Source organism: Pseudomonas sp. Irchel 3F6 (assembly GCF_900187595.1).
Taxonomy (GTDB): domain Bacteria; phylum Pseudomonadota; class Gammaproteobacteria; order Pseudomonadales; family Pseudomonadaceae; genus Aquipseudomonas; species Aquipseudomonas siliginis.
Genome location: NZ_FYDP01000004.1, coordinates 458,291 through 475,890 on the forward strand (window position 1 = coordinate 458,291; position 17,600 = coordinate 475,890).

Sequence of the window (17,600 nt, forward strand, 5' to 3'; positions counted from 1 at the left end):
GGCCCACTCCTACAATTGGAGCGAGTGTGGTCTGCAAGTTATGGGTTGTTTGTCATTTTGGCGGCTAGCTACTTGTCGTGATCAATATCCAGTTTGGTAAACGTCACCTGCCCACCTTCACTGGTATAGCCGGTGTTGTCCTGCACATACACGCCGGCCTTGAAGTACAGCGGCTTGTCGCGCCAGGTCGCGCTGATCTGGGAGTCCCACTGATAGCCCGCCGCACTCACGCCCAGCGCACCGCCGGGGCTCAAGTGGATGAGATAGTTGAATTCGCGATCAAGCTTGACGCCGGTGGCGAGGGTGATGACGCGGCTTTCGGCGTCGTCCGGGCGCATGCGCACTTTGATCACCAGATTGCCGGTCTGGGTTTTTTCCTTGTACTGGTATTCGAGCTTGACCATCGGCCGCTGGCTTTCGTACGCGTGAATCTGGCCGATGACGATCTTGCCCGAGCTCGGCACCTTGTTCACCGCGAGGGTGGCGCGCAGCAGGTTGTCGGCGTCCGGGTAGTACCAGTTGCGCAGGGTGCCGTTGCTGTAGGTTTCGCGCAGTTCGGTACGCGGGTAGATGGCGTTTTCGGTTTTCGAGCCAGTCACCGGGGACCAGAAGAACAGGGTGCCGGTGTCGGAATGGAAGTACTGATCCTTGAAGCCATCCACCAGTTTCGAGGTTTCAACGGTGTACGGCGGGCTGCCAACAGGAACGCTGAGGTTCCAGGTTGCGAGGTCGATCATGACGGTTCTTCCAATCAATTCATCCGGAACGCCGGTGCCAGAAGCTCTAGCCCGCGCGTTTTCGGGCGTTTTTATAAGCGTAGCGGCAATTTTTGTTAATGCCCGTCCGGCGATTGCTTGACGTCAAAGTCCTGTCGAAATGCCATCCCGCCCGGTTTTCGGGGGCTGTAGCGGTGACCGTTAGTCGGCTGGGTTGAGCATTGTTTAAATGATGGCGGGATGACAGCTTCTGCTTTCACTGATCCGCGTCTAGAGTGAAGGCTCAGTACGTCTATGGTTTTGCCGGCAACCGGTCCCGATAAGAGAGGCAGCATGGAATGCGCGCAACCCCAGCCAGGTGAAGGCAGCTCGGTCCTTTTGATCGTCGATGATTACCCCGAAAATCTGATCAGCATGCGCGCGTTGCTGCAGCGTCAGGATTGGCACGTGATGACCGCCGCCTCGGGTTTCGAGGCACTGAACCTTTTGCTCGAACACGACATCGACCTGGTCCTGCTCGATGTGCAGATGCCCGGCATGGACGGTTTCGAGGTCGCGCGGCTGATGCGCGGCAGCCAGCGCACGCGGCTGACGCCGATCATTTTCCTCACCGCCAACGAGCAATCTCAGGACGCCGTGATCAAAGGCTATGCCAGCGGCGCGGTGGATTACCTGTTCAAGCCGTTCGATCCGCAAATCCTCAAGCCCAAGGTCCAGGCGCTGCTCGAGCACCAGCGCAATCGCCGTGCCTTGCAACGCCTCAGTCATGACCTGGAAGTGGCGCGCGCCTTCAATGCCTCGGTGCTGGACAACGCCGCCGAAGGCATTCTGGTGTTGAGCGAGGACGGCGTGATCCGCTTCGCCAACCCGGCGATTTCGCGGTTGCTCAATGCGCCGGTGAAGGATCTGCAAGGCAAGGAGTTTCTCGATTTCCTGCAGAAGCCACACATTCCCCTGTGGGCCGATTCCGAGTTCTACGCCGGCTACCAGCGCGGTGAAACCCTGCGTCTGCACGATGCGTTGCTGCGCACGGCGCCCGGACAGCAAGTGCCGGTGGCATTGTCCTGTGCGCCGCTGTCCTCGGAGCAGCATGCGATGGTGGTGACGGTGCTGGACATGTCGGTTGTGCGTCACTTGCACCAGCAACTGGAATTCCAGGCGGTAACCGATCCGCTGACCGGGCTGCTCAACCGACGCGGGTTCTACCAGACCGTCGAAAACCTGCTGTTGCGCGGCGAACGTAGCGACAGCAGTTGGGTGTTGCTCTACCTTGATCTCGACGGCTTCAAGCGGGTCAATGATTCCCTCGGTCACGATGCCGGCGATCGCGTGTTGCGCTGGGTCTCCGAACAGTTGAAAGCGTGCCTGCGGCCGTTCGATATTCTCGCGCGCATGGGCGGCGATGAATTCACCGCGCTGCTGGATCTGGAATTCCCCGAGCAAGCGGCGAAGATTGCCGAAAAACTCATCGAACGGGTATCGGTGTGTCAGCAGATCGAAGGTCTGGATATCGTTCTTGGCGCCAGTATCGGCATCGCCACCTATCCTGACTGCGGGCGCAATCTGGACGGCTTGCTGCGCGCCTCGGACATCGCTATGTACGAGGCCAAGCGCGCCGGGCGTCAGCAATATCGTTTCTATGACCCTGAAATGAACGGCCGCGCACGCTCGCGTCTGATGCTGGAAGACAGCGTGCGTGAGGCCATCGAGAATCGCGATTTCAATCTGGTCTATCAACCGCAGGTGGCGATCGGCAGCGGACAGATCCGTGGGTTCGAGGCGTTGCTGCGCTGGCAGCATCCGAGCGTCGGCGATGTGCCGCCGGGGTTGTTTCTGCCATTGCTGGAAGAGGCGCGCTTGATCAGTCGCCTCGGCAGCTGGATCTATCACCGTGGCGCCGGTCAGCGTAAAGCCTGGGAAACCTTGTTCGCTGAAGATCTGGTGCTCGGCGTGAGCCTGAGCAATACCCAGTTCGGCCTGCCGAATCTGGTCACTGAATTGCGTCAAGTCATGGAACGCCATGCGCTGCAACCGCGGCAACTGGAAGTCGAAGTCACCGAAGAAGCGTTGATGCAAGACCCGGACGAAACCCGCAAGCAACTGCGGCTGCTGCGTCATCTCGGGGTGCGCGTGGCGCTGGATGATTTTGGTTCGGGGCCGTGTTCGCTGGCGCATCTGCGCGATCTGGAGCTGGACACGCTGAAGCTCGACCGCCACTTGATCGCGCGCCTGCCGGACTCGCCTCGTGATGCGGCGCTGGTGCGCATGGTCATCGACCTGTGCAAGCAATACGGTCTGCTGGTGATCGCCGAAGGAGTGGAAACCCTCGAGCAATATCAGTGGCTGCAAGCCCATGGCTGCGAATACGTGCAGGGCTTCCTCGTCGCGCGGCCGTTGATCGCCGAAGACGCGGTCAGCTTCGTCGAACCCTTTGACTGGAGCGCGCTGCCCGGTTGAATTCGCTACACTGGCGGACCTTTTTCGAACCGCGTCGCTCGTCCATGACTGTGTTGAAGTACCTCCAGGCCTACCCCGCACAATTGCAGGATCAGGTGCGCCAACTGATAGCCGAAGGGCGTCTGGGTGAATACCTGAATCAGCGCTATTCAGGGCGACACGACGTGCAGAGCGACAAGGCCTTGTACAGCTACGCGCTGGATCTCAAGCAGCAGTACATGCGTAATGCGCCGGCGATCGACAAAGTGCTGTTCGACAACCGCCTCGACCTGACCCACCGCGCGCTCGGTCTGCACACCACGGTGTCACGGGTGCAGGGCGGCAAGCTCAAGGCCAACAAGGAAATCCGCATCGCCGCGCTGTTCAAGGACGCCGCGCCGGATTTTCTGAAGATGATCGTGGTGCACGAGCTGGCGCACTTCAAGGAATCGGATCACAACAAGGCGTTCTATAAACTGTGCGAGCACATGCTGCCGGGGTATCACCAGATCGAGTTCGATCTGCGTGTGTACCTGACGTGGCGGGATATGCAGTAAAGATCAAAAGATCGCAGCCTTCGGCAGCTCCTGCAGTTGAAATGCGATCTTCTGTAGGAGCTGCCGAAGGCTGCGATCTTTTAACGGTGGGAGTGTTTAGATGGACGTAAGCAAGACCAAAAGCAGTTTCTATCGCCGTTTGTACGTGGCATATCTCATCGATAGCGGCCTGGCGCCGAGTGTGCCGACGCTGACCGAAGTCACTGGCATGCCGCGACGCACGGCGCAGGACACGATTGCCGCGCTGGCCGATCTGGACATCATCTGCGAGTTCGAACAGGAAGAGGGCGCACGCAATCATGCCGGGCGCTATCGGATTCGTGAATGGGGAGCGATTGATCGGGGGTGGATCGAGCGCAATTTGCGGCAGATAAAAGCGGTGCTGCAATACCCTTGACTCCTGCGCCGACGGTTCTGACGCCTTCGCGAGCAGGCTCGCTCCCACAATGGATGTGCATTCCCTGTGGGAGCGAGCCTGCTCGCGAAAGGGTGTTCAGGAGCGACGCATGCCGATATGTGGAATGTCATCCTCAAGATATTCCTCACCCACCACGACAAACCCGTACTTGCCGTAATACCCCTGCAGATGCGCCTGCGCTGACAAATAGATCGGCACCTGCGGCCAGTGCTTTTCGGCCTGCTTCAGCGCCTGTTCCATCATCGCGTGGCCCAGCCCTTTGCCACGGCCGGCGGGCGCGGTCACCACGCGGCCAATCACCACGTCGCCGCCTTGGGATTCCGGATCCAGCAGGCGCAGATAAGCCATCAACTGATCATCCTCCCAGCCCATCAGGTGATGGGTATCGCCCTCCAGATCCTGGCCGTCGAGATCCGGGTAGGCGCATTTCTGTTCGACCACGAATACATCAGAGCGCAGCTTCAACGAGGCGTACAACTGCTCTTTGCCCAAATCGCGATGATGTTTGCAGATCCACTCGATTGTCATTTTTCGATTCCTTGACCATGTCGCCCGATACTAAGCGCAGCTGCGCCATATGTCTGTATGGCGCAACAGTCTGTGATAAAGGTCAAAATGCCACCATTCCTTTCTCGCGGCCGCCGAGACTTTGTGTAATCTGCTCAAGAGCACTGCGCACTGGTTCCCATGAGCTAATGTTCAATGCTTGGGTTTTGCCGGTAAGGGGCCTTTGGTTTTGACGTGAAACCACGTCGGGCGGTTGCCCGCTGAGGATGTTCAAGCATGCTGCGATTGCTTCAAGCCGTTGCTTTGATCGGACTGCTGGTGCTGGGCCAGGATGCTGCGGCGCAGAAGCTGCGGCTGGCGTTCGATAATTGGCCGCCGTTTACCGACGATGCACTGGTCAACGGTGGACTGGCCACCGACATTGTCAGCACCGCACTGGCTCGCGCCGGTTATGCCAGCGGTTACGAACAAGTGCCGTGGGCGCGAGCATTGCTGGGGATTGGCGAGGGGCGCTACGACGTACTGGTCAACGCCTGGTACAACGACGAACGCACGCTGATCGGTCAGTTTTCCGGTGAGTACCTGATCAACCGCATCCGATTCCTCAAGCGCAAAGACGCACCCATCGACTACAGCAACCTCGAGCAACTGCACACTTACCCGATTGCCGTGGTGCGCGGGTACGCCTATTCCGCCCCTTTCGATGCGGATACGGCGATGCAGAAAGTCCCTGTGCACAACTTCGCCATGGGCGTGCGCATGCTCGCGGCGGATCGGGTCAAGCTGACCCTGGAGGATGAGTACGTGGCCAAGTATTACCTGGCACGGGAATCGGCCAAGGTACGCAATTCGGTGGAGTTTTTACCCAAGCCGTTGAGTGAGAACAGCCTGCATATTCTGGTCAGTCTGAAGAACCCGCAGCATGAGCAGATCGTCGCCGGGTTTGATCGTGCGATCGAGACGATGAAGGCTGACGGGACTTATGAGAAGTTATTGCGGCGGCATGGAATGTGAAGGGTGATCCGGCAATTTCTTTGTGGCTGATGACCTCTTCGCGAGCAGGCTCGCTCCCACAATTTGAAATGCATACCCTGTGGGAGCGAGCCTGCTCGCGAACGCGTCGTCTCAGGCGCCGCTGATTTCGGCAGTGTCCTTGATCAAATGCGCCGCCAACGTCCGAAGCGGCCCCAACTGCCGGCAAATCAGCGCCAGCTGCGTCTGCACCAACCGTTGCCCTTCATCGATTTCATCCGGCATCTGCTCCAGCTCATTGGCCAGCGCTTCCTCGTCATCACTCTGAATCGCAATCGGCTGCTTGCTCGCCAAACCATGAGCGATTTCGTCGATGCTGGTCGCCAGTTTCACCCCGGCGCCTTCGATCAGATGCTCCCGCACCTCCGCTGGCAACTGTGTTTCACGGTGCGCGCCGAGCCCTGACAAATAGCTGAGCAACGTGTGCGATAGCACCAGGAAGCGGAAGCCGACATCCGCCTCCTTACGGAAATGCCCCGGCTCCATGAGCATGTTCGCCAGTGTCGTCGACAGCGCCGCGTCAGCGTTATGGGCGTTGCGTCGGGCCAGGCGATAAGCGAGGTCATCGCTTTTGCCGGCGGCGTATTGCTGCATGATCTGGCGCAGGTAGATGCTGTTGCAGGTCAGGGTGTTGGCCAGCACTTTGTTCAGGCGCCGACCCTGCCAGTCCGGCAGGAACAGGAACACCGCCAGACCTGCGATCAGGCTGCCCAGCAGGGTATCGAACAGCCGTGGCAGGAACAGCCCGTAGCCATCGCCGACCTGATTGAAGCAGAACAGCACCATGATCGTGATCGCCGCCGTCGCCAGGGTGTAGCGGGTGGTGCGGTTGGTGAAGAACACTACCCCGGCAGCGATGGCGAAGCACGATTGCACCACCGGGTTGGGGAACAGATCGAACAGCGCCCACGCCACCGTCAGGCCAATGGCCGTGCCGATGATCCGCTGGCCGAGTTTGCGCCGGGTGGCGCCGTAGTTCGGCTGGCAGACGAACAGCGTGGTGAGGATGATCCAGTAGCCTTGCGACGGGTGAATCAGGTGCACCATGCCGTAGCCGATGCTCAGTGCCAGCGGCAAGCGCAGGGCATGGCGGAACAGCAGCGAGGTCGGCGTCAGTTGCGTACGCAGGCGAATCCATACGTCCTTGAGATTGCGCGGTGAACGGTCGAGCAGGCTGCTGTCGGTGGCGTCCGCCAGAGCATCGGGGTTGCTGGCATCGCTAAGCAGGCGGTCGAGGGTGCCGAGGTTGGCCGCCAAGGCGCGCAGCGAGCGCAGCAGGCCGCGCCATGCCGGATTGCTCTGGATGCGTAAATGTTCGAGGGAGGCATGCAGGTCGTTCAGGGCTTCGGCGAAACTGGCGTCGTAGATGAACGGCTGGCGCATCTGGATCGATTCGGCCAAGGCCCGGCAGGCCTTGCCCTGCTGGCGCAGCAGGCGCTGGCAGCGAAACAGCACGTCGCTGTGGAAGAACGCTTCGGCCAGCGCGTTGTAAGGATAGTGCGAAGAGCTGGCGCGTTCGTGAATGTCCTGCGCGAGGAAATACAGCTTCAGATAACGGCTGACTTTCGAGCCGGGTCGACCGTTGCCGACCCGATGCAGGATGATTTCCTTGGCCGTGTTCAGGGCGGCGACCACCCGGCCATTCTGCTGCGCCAGTTCGAGCCGCCGGGCTTCGACATCCATCTGCCGGATCGGCTCGAACAGCGAAGATTTCAGCTTCAGATAAAGGCCCAGCTCGCGGAACAGCCGCGCCAGGCTCTGCTGCACCGGTTGATTGGAAAACAGCGCCTGCCACAGCACCGAGAGCAGGCCGTACCACGCCGCACCAGCGACCAGCAGCATCGGTTCGTGCCAGAAATCAGTGACCGCGCCGCCGCGCTGATCAACGCCGATCATTGTGTACACCGACAGAATCAGCGTCGCCGAGGCGATCGCACCGTAGCGCTCGCCCAGCGCACCGAGCATGGTCAGGCCGAAACTGGCCAGTGCCAGGGCCACGGCGAAAATGATCGGGTAGGGAAACAGCAATTCCACCGACAGCGCGGCGATGCTGAAACACACCAGTGTCACCGCGAGGGCGTTGAGACGACCCTGCCAACTGTCGTCGGTCTCGGCCAGGGCGCTGGCGATGATGCCGAGGAACAACGGGATCAGCAGGCCCATTTCATCCTGATACCAGCACAGCGCCATGCTGCCGGTCAGGGCGATGAATACCCGCACGCTGTAGCTGAATTTATCCAGCGCCCACAGGCGCCGCAAAGACTGACGAAACGAGGTCGAGGACATGAAGTGCGAAGGCCTTCCGAGGCGATGCCGCTAAATTGAGCCAGTAATGACGCCGACGCAATGGCGCCGAGCACATCTGACAGCAAAAAGTGTTCCTTGATCGCCCGCCCCCCCCCTGTAGGAGCTGCCGAAGGCTGCGATCTTTTGACTTTGATGTGTAAAAACAAGATCAAAAGATCGCAGCCTTCGGCAGCTCCTACACGGGGGAGTGTTGTTCCGGTCAGACGAACTGCGCAGCAGCGTAGCCCGAGGCCCAGGCCCACTGGAAATTGAAGCCGCCCAGATGCCCAGTGACGTCGAGCACTTCCCCAATAAAGTACAGGCCCGGGCTTTTCAGCGACTCCATGGTCTTCGACGACACCTCGCGGGTATCGACGCCACCCAGAGTCACCTCAGCCGTGCGATAGCCTTCAGTCCCCGCCGGCACAACCTTCCAGCTGCCGAGCTTCTCGGCAATCTCCGCCAGTTCAGCATGGGTGTACTGCTTCATCGGTTTGGAGACAAACCAGTTGTCCGCCAGCAGATTGGCCATCTTCTTGGTGAAGATTTCGCCAAGCAAAGTTTTCAACTCGCTGTTCGGACGCTCGGCGACTTGCTGTTGCAGCCAGCTCGCGGCGTCGTGATCCGGCAGCAGGTTGATCTCCACCGTGTCGCCGGGCTCCCAGAACGAACTGATCTGCAAGATCGCCGGGCCACTGAGGCCACGATGGGTGAACAGGATGTTCTCGCGAAAGCTCTGGTCATTGCAGCTGACCAGACAATCCACCGAAGTGCCGGACAGCTCTGTGCACAACTCCTTCAGCTGGTCGGTGATGGTGAACGGCACCAGCCCGGCGCGGGTCGGCAGCAGTTCATGGCCGAACTGTTTGGCGACCTGGTAACCGAAACCGGTAGCGCCCAGGGTCGGAATCGACAGGCCGCCGGTGGCGATCACCAGCGATTGGCACTGGACCTGACCGAGGGTGGTGTCGAGCAGGTAGCCGCTGTCGGTTTTTTCGATGGTCTGGATCGAGGTGTCCAGGTGCAGCTCGACGCCGGCCTGATCGCATTCATCAAGGAGCATGCCGAGGATGTCGCTGGACTTGTTATCGCAGAACAGCTGGCCGAGTTTCTTCTCGTGGTACGGCACACCGTGCTTGCCCACCAGACCGATGAAATCCCACTGGGTGTAACGCGCCAGCGCCGATTTGCAGAAATGCGGATTCTGCGAGAGGAAATTGCTCGGTTCGGTGTACATGTTGGTGAAATTGCAGCGACCGCCGCCGGACATGAGGATTTTCTTGCCGGCTTTGTTCGCGTGGTCGAGCAGCAACACCTGACGCCCGCGCCCGGCGGCGGTCAGGGCACACATCAAGCCGGCCGCGCCAGCGCCAATGATCACGACTTCGGTAGAGCGCAAAACGGTGTCCTCTTGGTGGGTCGCTACAAAACAAACTGTGGGAGCGAGCCTGCTCGCGAAAGCGTTGTGTCATTCAACAATGATGTCGACTGACAGATTGCATTCGCGAGCAGGCTCGCTCCCACAGGGGATCTCCTATGGATGGAAGATCGCTTACAGAATGCGTACGCGCAACGAGCGGCCCTTGATCTTGCCGTCGTTCAGGCGCTGCAAGGCCTGCATGGCCACGGTGCGCTCGACAGCGACGTAGGCCTGGAAATCGAAGATGGCGATCTTGCCGACCTGCGCACCGGGAATGCCCGCTTCGCCGGTCAGTGCGCCAAGAATGTCGCCCGGGCGCACTTTGTCTTTGCGGCCAGCGCCGATGCACAGGGTGGTCATCGGCGGTTGCAGCGGCGCCAGGCCCTGGGACTTGAGGTTGTCGATCTGATCCCAGTTCAGCGGCGCTTTCTGCAGTTGTTCGATGGCTTGCGCACGATGCGCTTCGGACGGCGCGACCAGGCTGATGGCGATGCCTTTCTCGCCCGCGCGACCGGTACGGCCGACGCGGTGGATGTGGATTTCCGAATCGCGCGCCAGCTCGACGTTGATCACCATGTCCAGCGCATCGATATCCAGACCACGGGCTGCGACGTCGGTGGCGACCAGCACCGAGGTGCTGCGGTTGGCGAACATCGCCAGTACTTGATCGCGGTCACGCTGTTCCAGATCGCCGTGCAGGCCAACAGCGGAAATGCCTTTGGCGGTCAGGTGATCGACGGTTTCCTGCACTTGCTGCTTGGTGAAGCAGAACGCCACGCAGGACGCCGGACGGAAGTGGTGCAGGACTTTGGTCACCGCGCTCATGCGCTCTTCCGGGGAAATCTCGTAGAAGCGCTGCTCGATCTGCGTGTCGTCGTGGAAGGCTTCAGCCTTGACGGTCTGCGGATCGCGCATGAATTTCGAGGCCAGTTGCTTGATGCCCACCGGGTAGGTCGCGGAGAACAGCAGAGTCTGCCGGCGCTCCGGGGTCTTGATGATGATGTCTTCGATCGCGTCGTAGAAGCCCATGTCGAGCATGCGGTCGGCTTCGTCGAGGATCAGCGTGTTCAGGCCATCGAGCACCAGCGAACCCTTGCGCAAATGCTGCTGAATGCGCCCCGGGGTGCCGACGATGATGTGCGCGCCGTGCTCCAGCGAAGCGATCTGCGGGCCGAACGAGACGCCGCCGCACAAGGTCAGGACCTTGATGTTGTCTTCGGCGCGGGCCAGACGGCGGACTTCCTTGGCCACCTGGTCGGCCAGCTCACGGGTCGGGCAGATCACCAGCGCCTGGCACCCGAAGTAGCGCGGGTTGATCGGGTTGAGCAGGCCGATGCCGAACGCGGCGGTCTTGCCGCTGCCGGTCTTGGCCTGGGCGATCAGGTCCATCCCCTTGAGGATCACCGGCAAGCTCTGCGCCTGGATCGGCGTCATCTGGGCATAACCGAGTGATTCGAGGTTAGCCAGCATGGCGGCGGACAGCGGCAGAGTATTAAAAGCGGTGGCGATGGTGGTCACGGGACTGGCCTGCAAAACAAAATGTCGCGCAGTGTAGCAGCCCCGTGCTGGTTTCCTCGACAGTTCTGGACGAACAGCGATTGAACCCGAGGCAGGGATTACCTGTGGCGAGGGGATTTATCTGTGGCGAGGGGATTTATCCCCGATGGGGTGCGCAGCACCCCCAATACCTGCCACCTCGATTCATCAGGCTGACCGCATCCAACCTTTTTGGGGCTGCTGCGCAACCCAGCGGGGATAAATCCCCTCGCCACAGAAGTCAAAGAACTCCTTCAGCAGAATCAGTGTTCGATGTGTTCTTGTGGACGTTTCGCCCGGCGCCCGTCTTCCTTCGACAGTTGCGAGAAGATCGTCGCCGCCAGCATCGCCATCACGCCGACCGTGACGAAGGTCAGCTGGAACGCACCGAGTACGGTTTCCACGCCATCGTTGCCGACCTTCGCAGTGAAGCCGCCGAGCAGCGCGCCGGCGCAGGCCACGCCGAGGCTCAGCGACAATTGCGCGACCACCGACAGCAGACTGTTGCCGCTGCTGGCGCTGGCATCGTCGAGGTCGATCAGCGTCACCGTATTCATCGCGGTGAATTGCAGCGAGTTGATTGCCCCCAGCACCGCCAGCAGGCATAGCAGCAGCCAGTACGGCGTCTGCTCGCTGACCAGGCCCATGCTCGCCAGCATGATCCCCAACGCCAGGGTGTTGCCGGTGAGCACGATGCGATAGCCGAGGCGTTCGATCAGCGGCCGCGCGACCCACTTGGCGACCATCGCCGCAGCGGCCAGCGGCAACATGCTCATCCCGGCTTGCGACGGCGAATAGCCCAACGCCACTTGCAACAGCAGCGGAACCAGAAATGGCAGAGCACCGCTGCCCAGTCGCGCGAACAGGTTGCCGAGAATGCCCACGGCGAACGTGCGGGTCTTGAACAGCGAAGGCGCAAACAGCGGATTCTCGATATGCCCGGCGCGCAGCCAGTACGCCGCCAGACAGGCCATGCCGGCGAACAGCAGCAGCATCACCCGCAGGTGCGGCAGGTGCAGTTCGCCAAGACCTTCCATGGCGATGGTGATGAGGATCATCGCTGCGCCGAACAGCAGAAAGCCGAGGCTATCGAAGCGGGTGCGCTCCGTGCCGCGCAGGTCGGGGATGAATTTCCACACCGCGTAGCAACCGATCACCCCGACCGGCAGATTGATCAGGAAGATCCAGTGCCACGTCACGTATTCCACCATCCAGCCGCCCATGGTCGGGCCGATCAGCGGGCCGAGCAGGCCGGGAATGGTGATGAAACCCATGATCCGCACCAGTTCCGAGCGCGGGTACGCACGCAGCACCACCAGCCGCCCGACCGGCAACATCAGCGCACCGCCGAGGCCCTGGATCACCCGTGCGCCGATAAGCATGCTCAGGCTGCTGGATAACGCGCAGAGCAACGAGCCGAAGCTGAACAGCAGAATCGCGCCGAAGAAGATTTTCTTGGTGCCGAAGCGGTCGGCGATCCAGCCAGAGGCCGGGATCAGCAGGGCCACGGTGAGCATGTAGGCGATGATCACGCCCTGCATGCGCAACGGGTCTTCCGCCAGATCGCTGGCCATGGCCGGCAGCGCGGTATTGAGGATGGTCCCGTCGAGGGACTGCATGAAGAACGCAATGGCGACGACCCACGGCAACCAGCGGGCGGTGATGGCGTCGAGAGGCGGGCGGTTGGGCATGGAACCTCTTGTGGTCTGTTTGATGATCGTTCCCACGCTCTGCGTGGGAATGCCTCAACGGACGCTCTGCGTCCGCTTTTGGCTGGGACGCGGAGCGTCCCGGGCTGCATTCCCACGCGGAGCGTGGGAACGATCGCCGTCAGAGGGTCAGGGTCAACCGGCTGACCAGCGCCCCCGGCAACAGCGATGACGAGGTATTGCGCTGGCTGTACGTACTCGCCGAGAGCAGCAGCTCACGCTCGGTGGTCAACGCTTCCAACTGCGAACCGAGCAGGTTGTAGGCGCTATCGTCGAAGCGCATGGTGCTGACCGGCGCCTGGATCTCGCCGTTCTCGACCCAGAAGGTCGCGAAGCGGGTCATGCCGGTCATGCGCGCCGCCGGTTGATCCGAGTAGTTCAGGTACCACAGGTTGCTGATGTACAGCCCGGTGCCCAACTGCTTGAGGATCTCTTGCTGCGACAGATCACCGGCGGCCATGTTCAACGCACTGGGCATCTCGCCGCCGCCCGCACCGTTCGCCGCCAGACCATATTCGGCGGCGCTGCGCGAGCCCACCAGTTGATCGCCGGCCTTGCCCTCGATGATCAGACGCAGATCGCTGCGCGGATAACCCTCGGCGGAAAACGCCGGGCTCAGGGACTCGCTGACTTTTTCGTCCAGCGACAGCAACGGGCTGAACGCCTGATCGCCGACGTAGAGCTTCTGCAACGGGCTGCTCTTGCTGGCGATCGATTGCGCCGAGAACCCGCCCCAACTGAGCATGCCCATGATTTCTTCCAGTGCCGCCGGTGCCAGATAGGCGCGGTACTGCCCCGGTGCCAGGGTGCGTAACGGTCGGCCGAGAAACTCAAGCTGTTCGCGTGCCTGGGCGAAACGCCGGGCGAAGCCCTCGTCGCTCCAATCATGGCCGGCATAGCTGGCCTTCACCGCTTCGCCGTTTTCGTGGAACAGGCTGAAGTCGAAATTGAAGCTGTTGGCTTCATGCCAGCCGAACGCGCCAGCGGAGCTGGCAAAGCCACGGCTGATCGGACCGGCAGCATAAAAACCGACCAGATCGAGACCTTCAGCGGCGGCGCAGATTTGCCCGACGACATCTTCGGTGTCCGGCAGCGGATGCGCTTGTACGTGCGTGCTCTGCCAGCTGTTGTGATTGAGCAGCAAGTACGGGTCCTGCGGCAGCAGCGGCAAGGTTTCGCGCAATTGTTGCAGGCCTTCGGCGAGCCGTTGCAGATCGGCTTCCTGATCCCCGGACAAGGTGATCTGCAGGTCGGCGTGGCGACCGTCGTTGATCAGTTTCAGGCCGACGTTGGCCTGCTGCACTTGCCCGGCCTGGCGCACCTTGGCGTGATTGAAGCGCACGAACGCCGAGGCTTCGGCGGCGTAGCTGAGCGTGAACTGTTCCGGCTCGCGCACGCTGTCGCGCAGCCAGTTGACCATGACCTTGAAGGCGTCGGACTGACGCTTCGAAATGCTCATCAGGCGTCTCCCCCAAACACATCAATGTTGCTGAATACGCAGGCCGGCGAAGCATGGCCGACGCGAATCACCTGGTTCGGTTCGCCCTTGCCGCAGTTCGGCGTGCCCAGCACCTTGACGGTGCTGGCATCGCCGACGGCGCGCAGGCTCTTCCAGAAGTGCGCGGAAATCGCCCGGTAGTTGGGGTTTTTTACCACGCCTTTCAGTTCACCATTCTCGATCAACTGGCCCCATTCGCAGCCGAACTGGAATTTGTTGCGCGCATCGTCGATCGACCACGAACGGTTGGTGCTCATCAGAATGCCGTGCTCGATACCGCCGATCATCTGCTCCAGCGTTTGATCACCCGGTTCGATGTTGAGGTTGGCCATGCGGTCGATCGGCGGCCGGTTCCAACCGCAGGCGCGGCTGTTGGCAACGCCATCGAGGCCGGCGCGATATTGCGACAGCGCTCCGCCCAGTGGCCGCAGCAACAGGCCGTCGCGAATCAGGAATTGTTTGCTCGCCGCGGTGCCGTCGTCGTCATGGCCGTAGCTGGCGAGTTCTTCCGGGATGCCGGGGTCGAAAGTCACGTTGAGCAAATTCGAGCCGTATTGCAGGCTGCCGAAATCGCTGGTCTTGACGAAACTGGTGCCGGCGTAATTGCGCTCATCGCCGAGGATGCGGTCGAGCTCCAGCGGGTGACCGATGGACTCGTGGATCTGCAGCATCATCTGATCGGGCATCAGCAGCAGGTCGCGCGGGCCTTGCGGGGTGTTCGGCGCGAGCAGCAGTTGCAGGGCCTGATCGGCGACTTGCGGGCCGGCACCGACCAGGCCGCAACGGCTGATGACGTCGGCGCCACCCTGCTGGCCGAAGTTCTCGCGGCCGAGGCTGCGGGTCTGGCTGTCGTTGCCGTCGTAGGCGGTGACGTCGAGGCTCGGATAGACAAAGCGCTGGGCCTGGCGCAATTCGGCGCCGGCGCTGCTCAGGTAGATCTGCTCGACGTTAGTGATGCCGATGCTCACCTGCCAATTGACCAGGCGTTCATCCTTGGGCACCGAGGCGGACTCCGCACCGAGCAGATCGAAGCATTCGCTCAGGGATGGGAAGGGCTGTTCGAGATTGGGTGAAAAATAATCAGCGCGATCGCTGGAAAGCGGCTGCTCGCGCAGATCGAGCAAGGCGTGCGGCTTGAGCCGGCGGGCCTGTTGCTCAGCGCGCTCGAGAGCGGCTTGCAGGCCTTGTTGCGAGAGGTCATTGGTCGCCGCATAGGCTTCGACGCCATTGACCCGGACGGTGAGCATCACCCCTTCATCGCGGCTCAAACTCGGCGGTTCGGCGACGTTCTTGCGCACCGATAGATACTGCCCGGACTCGCGCACATATCGCAGGGAAAAAAATTCAGCGCCCGTGCGCAAGGCAGCAAAGCGCTGCTTGAGCTGGGGGTGGAAATCGAACATTCGGGAACCTCCTTGTAATGGAGTAGCGGCATGGCGACAGCGGGGAGGGGTGAAACGGTTGCGCGAGGTCTAGAGTAGGCCTGCGTGGGGGTAGGATCAAGTGAAGAGGGGGTGTAGGGGGATTTACTGTGCAGCGGGGAAGTGTGTGTTGCTGTGAGGGCCTCTTCGCGAGCAGGCTCGCTCCCACAGGGGATTTGTGAATGCCACAGATCCAGTGTGGGAGCGAGCCTGCTCGCGAAGGCGGCGCCTCGGTACTACGACTTACTGCGTAACCGGGGTGATATCCCGCATCGGCTTGCCTTTGACCGGCGCGCCGTTCGCGACGTAATAAGCAGCGGTGCTGCGCGGCAGCGGCTTGCGGCCACGGATCTTGTCGGCGATTTTCTCGGCCATCATGATCGTCGGCGCATTGAGGTTGCCGGTGGTGATGATCGGCATGATCGAGGCATCGACCACGCGCAGGCTCTGCATGCCGTGCACACGACCTTCGCCATCGACCACGGCCATCTCGTCGGTGCCCATCTTGCACGAGCAGGACGGGTGGAACGCGGTTTCGGCGTGCTCGCGGATGAACTTGTCGAGCTGCTCATCGGTTTGCACGTCGATGCCCGGGCTGATTTCACGACCACGGTATTGATCGAGTGCCGGTTGCTGCATGATTTCGCGGGTCAGGCGGATGCCGTCGCGAAATTCCTGCCAGTCCTGCTCGGTGGCCATGTAGTTGAAGAGGATGCTCGGGTGCTGGCGCGGGTCCTTGGATTTGACCTGGATGCGACCACGGCTCGGCGAACGCATGGAGCCCATGTGCGCCTGGAAACCGTGCTCTTTCACACCGTTGCTGCCGTTGTAGTTAATCGCCACCGGCAGGAAGTGGTACTGGATGTTCGGCCATTCGAATTCCGGACGCGAACGAATGAAACCGCCGGCCTCGAACTGGTTGCTGGCGCCGATGCCGGTGCCGTTGAACAGCCACTCGGCACCGATCGCCGGCTGGTTGTACCAAAGCAGCGACGGGTACAGCGAAACCGGTTGGGTGCAGGCGTATTGCAGGTACAGCTCGAGGTGATCCTGCAGGTTTTCACCGACGCCCGGCAGATCGTGGACCACCGGGATGTCGAGGCTTTCCAGCAATTTCGCCGGGCCGACACCGGAGCGCTGCAGAATCTGCGGCGAAGCGATGGCGCCGGAGCACAGCAGGACTTCCTTGCGCGCCTTGGCTTCAACACGTTCTTCAGCGTCACCGATCAGGTAACGCACGCCGACCGCGCGCTTGCCTTCAAAGAGAATCTTGTCGGTCAGGGCGTGGGTGACGATGGTCAGGGTCGAGCGTTTTTTGGCGATGTCGAGGTAGCCACGCGCGGTGGAAGCACGGCGGCCGTTCGGCGTCACGGTGCGGTCCATCGGGCCGAAGCCTTCCTGCTGGTAACCGTTGAGGTCTTCGGTACGCGGGTAACCGGCCTGCACGCCAGCTTCAACCATGGCGTGGAACAGCGGGTTGTTGCCGGCTTTCGGCGTGGTCACGCTGACCGGGCCGTCGCCACCGTGGTAATCGTTCGGGCCGATGTCACGGGTTTCGGCTTTGCGGAAGTACGGCAGGCAATCGAGGTACGACCAGTCTTCCAGGCCCGGCAGTTTCGCCCAACCGTCGTAGTCCATGGCGTTGCCACGGATGTAGCACATGCCGTTGATCAGCGAAGAGCCTCCAAGGCCCTTGCCGCGACCGCATTCCATCCGGCGACCGTCCATGTGTGGCTCTGGATCGGTTTCGTAAGCCCAGTTGTAGCGACGCCCCTGCAGCGGGAACGCCAGCGCGGCGGGCATCTGGGTACGGAAGTCGAGGCGGTAGTCCGGCCCCCCGGCTTCGAGCAGCAGAACGGTGACGCCTTCGTCTTCAGTCAGACGGGTCGCCAGGGTGTTACCGGCCGAGCCGGCACCGATGATGATGTAGTCGAATTCTTGGGACATTGAATGCACCCTCTTTGATAGTGGTCAGGTCGGACCTTGGCGAGTGCTGTGCACTCGAATCGCTGGCAAGCCAGCTCCCACAGGGATTGGGGGCTGCCACAAATTGGGTGGACGACT

13 protein-coding genes are annotated in these 17,600 nt (G+C 61.3%); 4 read left to right on the forward strand and 9 right to left on the reverse strand.

The window, feature by feature from the left end:
* Positions 1-68: 68 nt before the first annotated feature.
* Positions 69-737 (reverse strand): polysaccharide lyase family 7 protein, encoded by a 669-nt coding sequence (locus CKW30_RS16645; protein ID WP_016772792.1) that lies wholly within the window; start codon positions 735-737, stop codon positions 69-71.
* Positions 738-1,049: 312 nt separating this feature from the next.
* Between CKW30_RS16645 and CKW30_RS16650 the strand changes: the two genes are divergently transcribed.
* From CKW30_RS16650 to CKW30_RS16660, 3 genes are all read left to right on the forward strand, one after another.
* Entirely contained in the window at positions 1,050-3,173 is a 2,124-nt protein-coding gene (locus tag CKW30_RS16650; RefSeq protein ID WP_095181357.1) for a bifunctional diguanylate cyclase/phosphodiesterase, read from the forward strand.
* A 44-nt stretch (positions 3,174-3,217) separates the two neighbouring features.
* Positions 3,218-3,709 (forward strand): YgjP-like metallopeptidase domain-containing protein, encoded by a 492-nt coding sequence (locus tag CKW30_RS16655; protein ID WP_095181434.1) that lies wholly within the window; start codon positions 3,218-3,220, stop codon positions 3,707-3,709.
* 100 nt (positions 3,710-3,809) lie between these two features.
* Positions 3,810-4,106, forward strand: coding sequence for a helix-turn-helix domain-containing protein (locus CKW30_RS16660; protein WP_095181358.1), 297 nt, complete (start codon positions 3,810-3,812; stop codon positions 4,104-4,106).
* A gap of 96 nt (positions 4,107-4,202) precedes the next feature.
* Here the strand turns inward: CKW30_RS16660 and CKW30_RS16665 are convergent, their stop codons facing one another.
* Positions 4,203-4,655, reverse strand: a complete 453-nt coding sequence (locus CKW30_RS16665) for a GNAT family N-acetyltransferase (RefSeq protein ID WP_041476776.1) — start codon at positions 4,653-4,655, stop codon at positions 4,203-4,205.
* Positions 4,656-4,910: 255 nt separating this feature from the next.
* Between CKW30_RS16665 and CKW30_RS16670 the strand changes: the two genes are divergently transcribed.
* The gene (locus tag CKW30_RS16670) at positions 4,911-5,648 is read left to right on the forward strand and encodes an ABC transporter substrate-binding protein (RefSeq protein WP_095181359.1); all 738 of its coding nucleotides are present in this window, start codon (positions 4,911-4,913) and stop codon (positions 5,646-5,648) included.
* Between the two features lie 111 nt (positions 5,649-5,759).
* Here the strand turns inward: CKW30_RS16670 and yccS are convergent, their stop codons facing one another.
* From yccS to betA, 7 genes are all read right to left on the reverse strand, one after another.
* Positions 5,760-7,952, reverse strand: a complete 2,193-nt coding sequence (yccS, locus tag CKW30_RS16675) for a YccS family putative transporter (protein WP_095181360.1) — start codon at positions 7,950-7,952, stop codon at positions 5,760-5,762.
* A 220-nt stretch (positions 7,953-8,172) separates the two neighbouring features.
* Positions 8,173-9,351 (reverse strand): NAD(P)/FAD-dependent oxidoreductase, encoded by a 1,179-nt coding sequence (locus tag CKW30_RS16685; RefSeq protein ID WP_095181362.1) that lies wholly within the window; start codon positions 9,349-9,351, stop codon positions 8,173-8,175.
* Between the two features lie 153 nt (positions 9,352-9,504).
* The gene (gene dbpA / locus CKW30_RS16690; protein ID WP_024014613.1) at positions 9,505-10,890 is read right to left on the reverse strand and encodes an ATP-dependent RNA helicase DbpA; all 1,386 of its coding nucleotides are present in this window, start codon (positions 10,888-10,890) and stop codon (positions 9,505-9,507) included.
* 281 nt (positions 10,891-11,171) lie between these two features.
* A complete protein-coding gene (gene mdtD / locus CKW30_RS16695) occupies positions 11,172-12,599 on the reverse strand; it encodes a multidrug transporter subunit MdtD (protein ID WP_056786508.1) in 1,428 nt (475 codons plus the stop codon).
* A 139-nt stretch (positions 12,600-12,738) separates the two neighbouring features.
* Positions 12,739-14,076, reverse strand: coding sequence for a TldD/PmbA family protein (locus CKW30_RS16700; protein WP_056786510.1), 1,338 nt, complete (start codon positions 14,074-14,076; stop codon positions 12,739-12,741).
* Positions 14,076-15,518, reverse strand: a complete 1,443-nt coding sequence (locus tag CKW30_RS16705; RefSeq protein WP_095181363.1) for a TldD/PmbA family protein — start codon at positions 15,516-15,518, stop codon at positions 14,076-14,078. Before CKW30_RS16705 ends, CKW30_RS16700 begins: the two co-directional genes overlap by 1 nt.
* Positions 15,519-15,779: 261 nt before the next feature.
* A complete protein-coding gene (gene betA, locus CKW30_RS16710) occupies positions 15,780-17,483 on the reverse strand; it encodes a choline dehydrogenase (RefSeq protein WP_056786513.1) in 1,704 nt (567 codons plus the stop codon).
* Positions 17,484-17,600 lie beyond the last annotated feature (117 nt).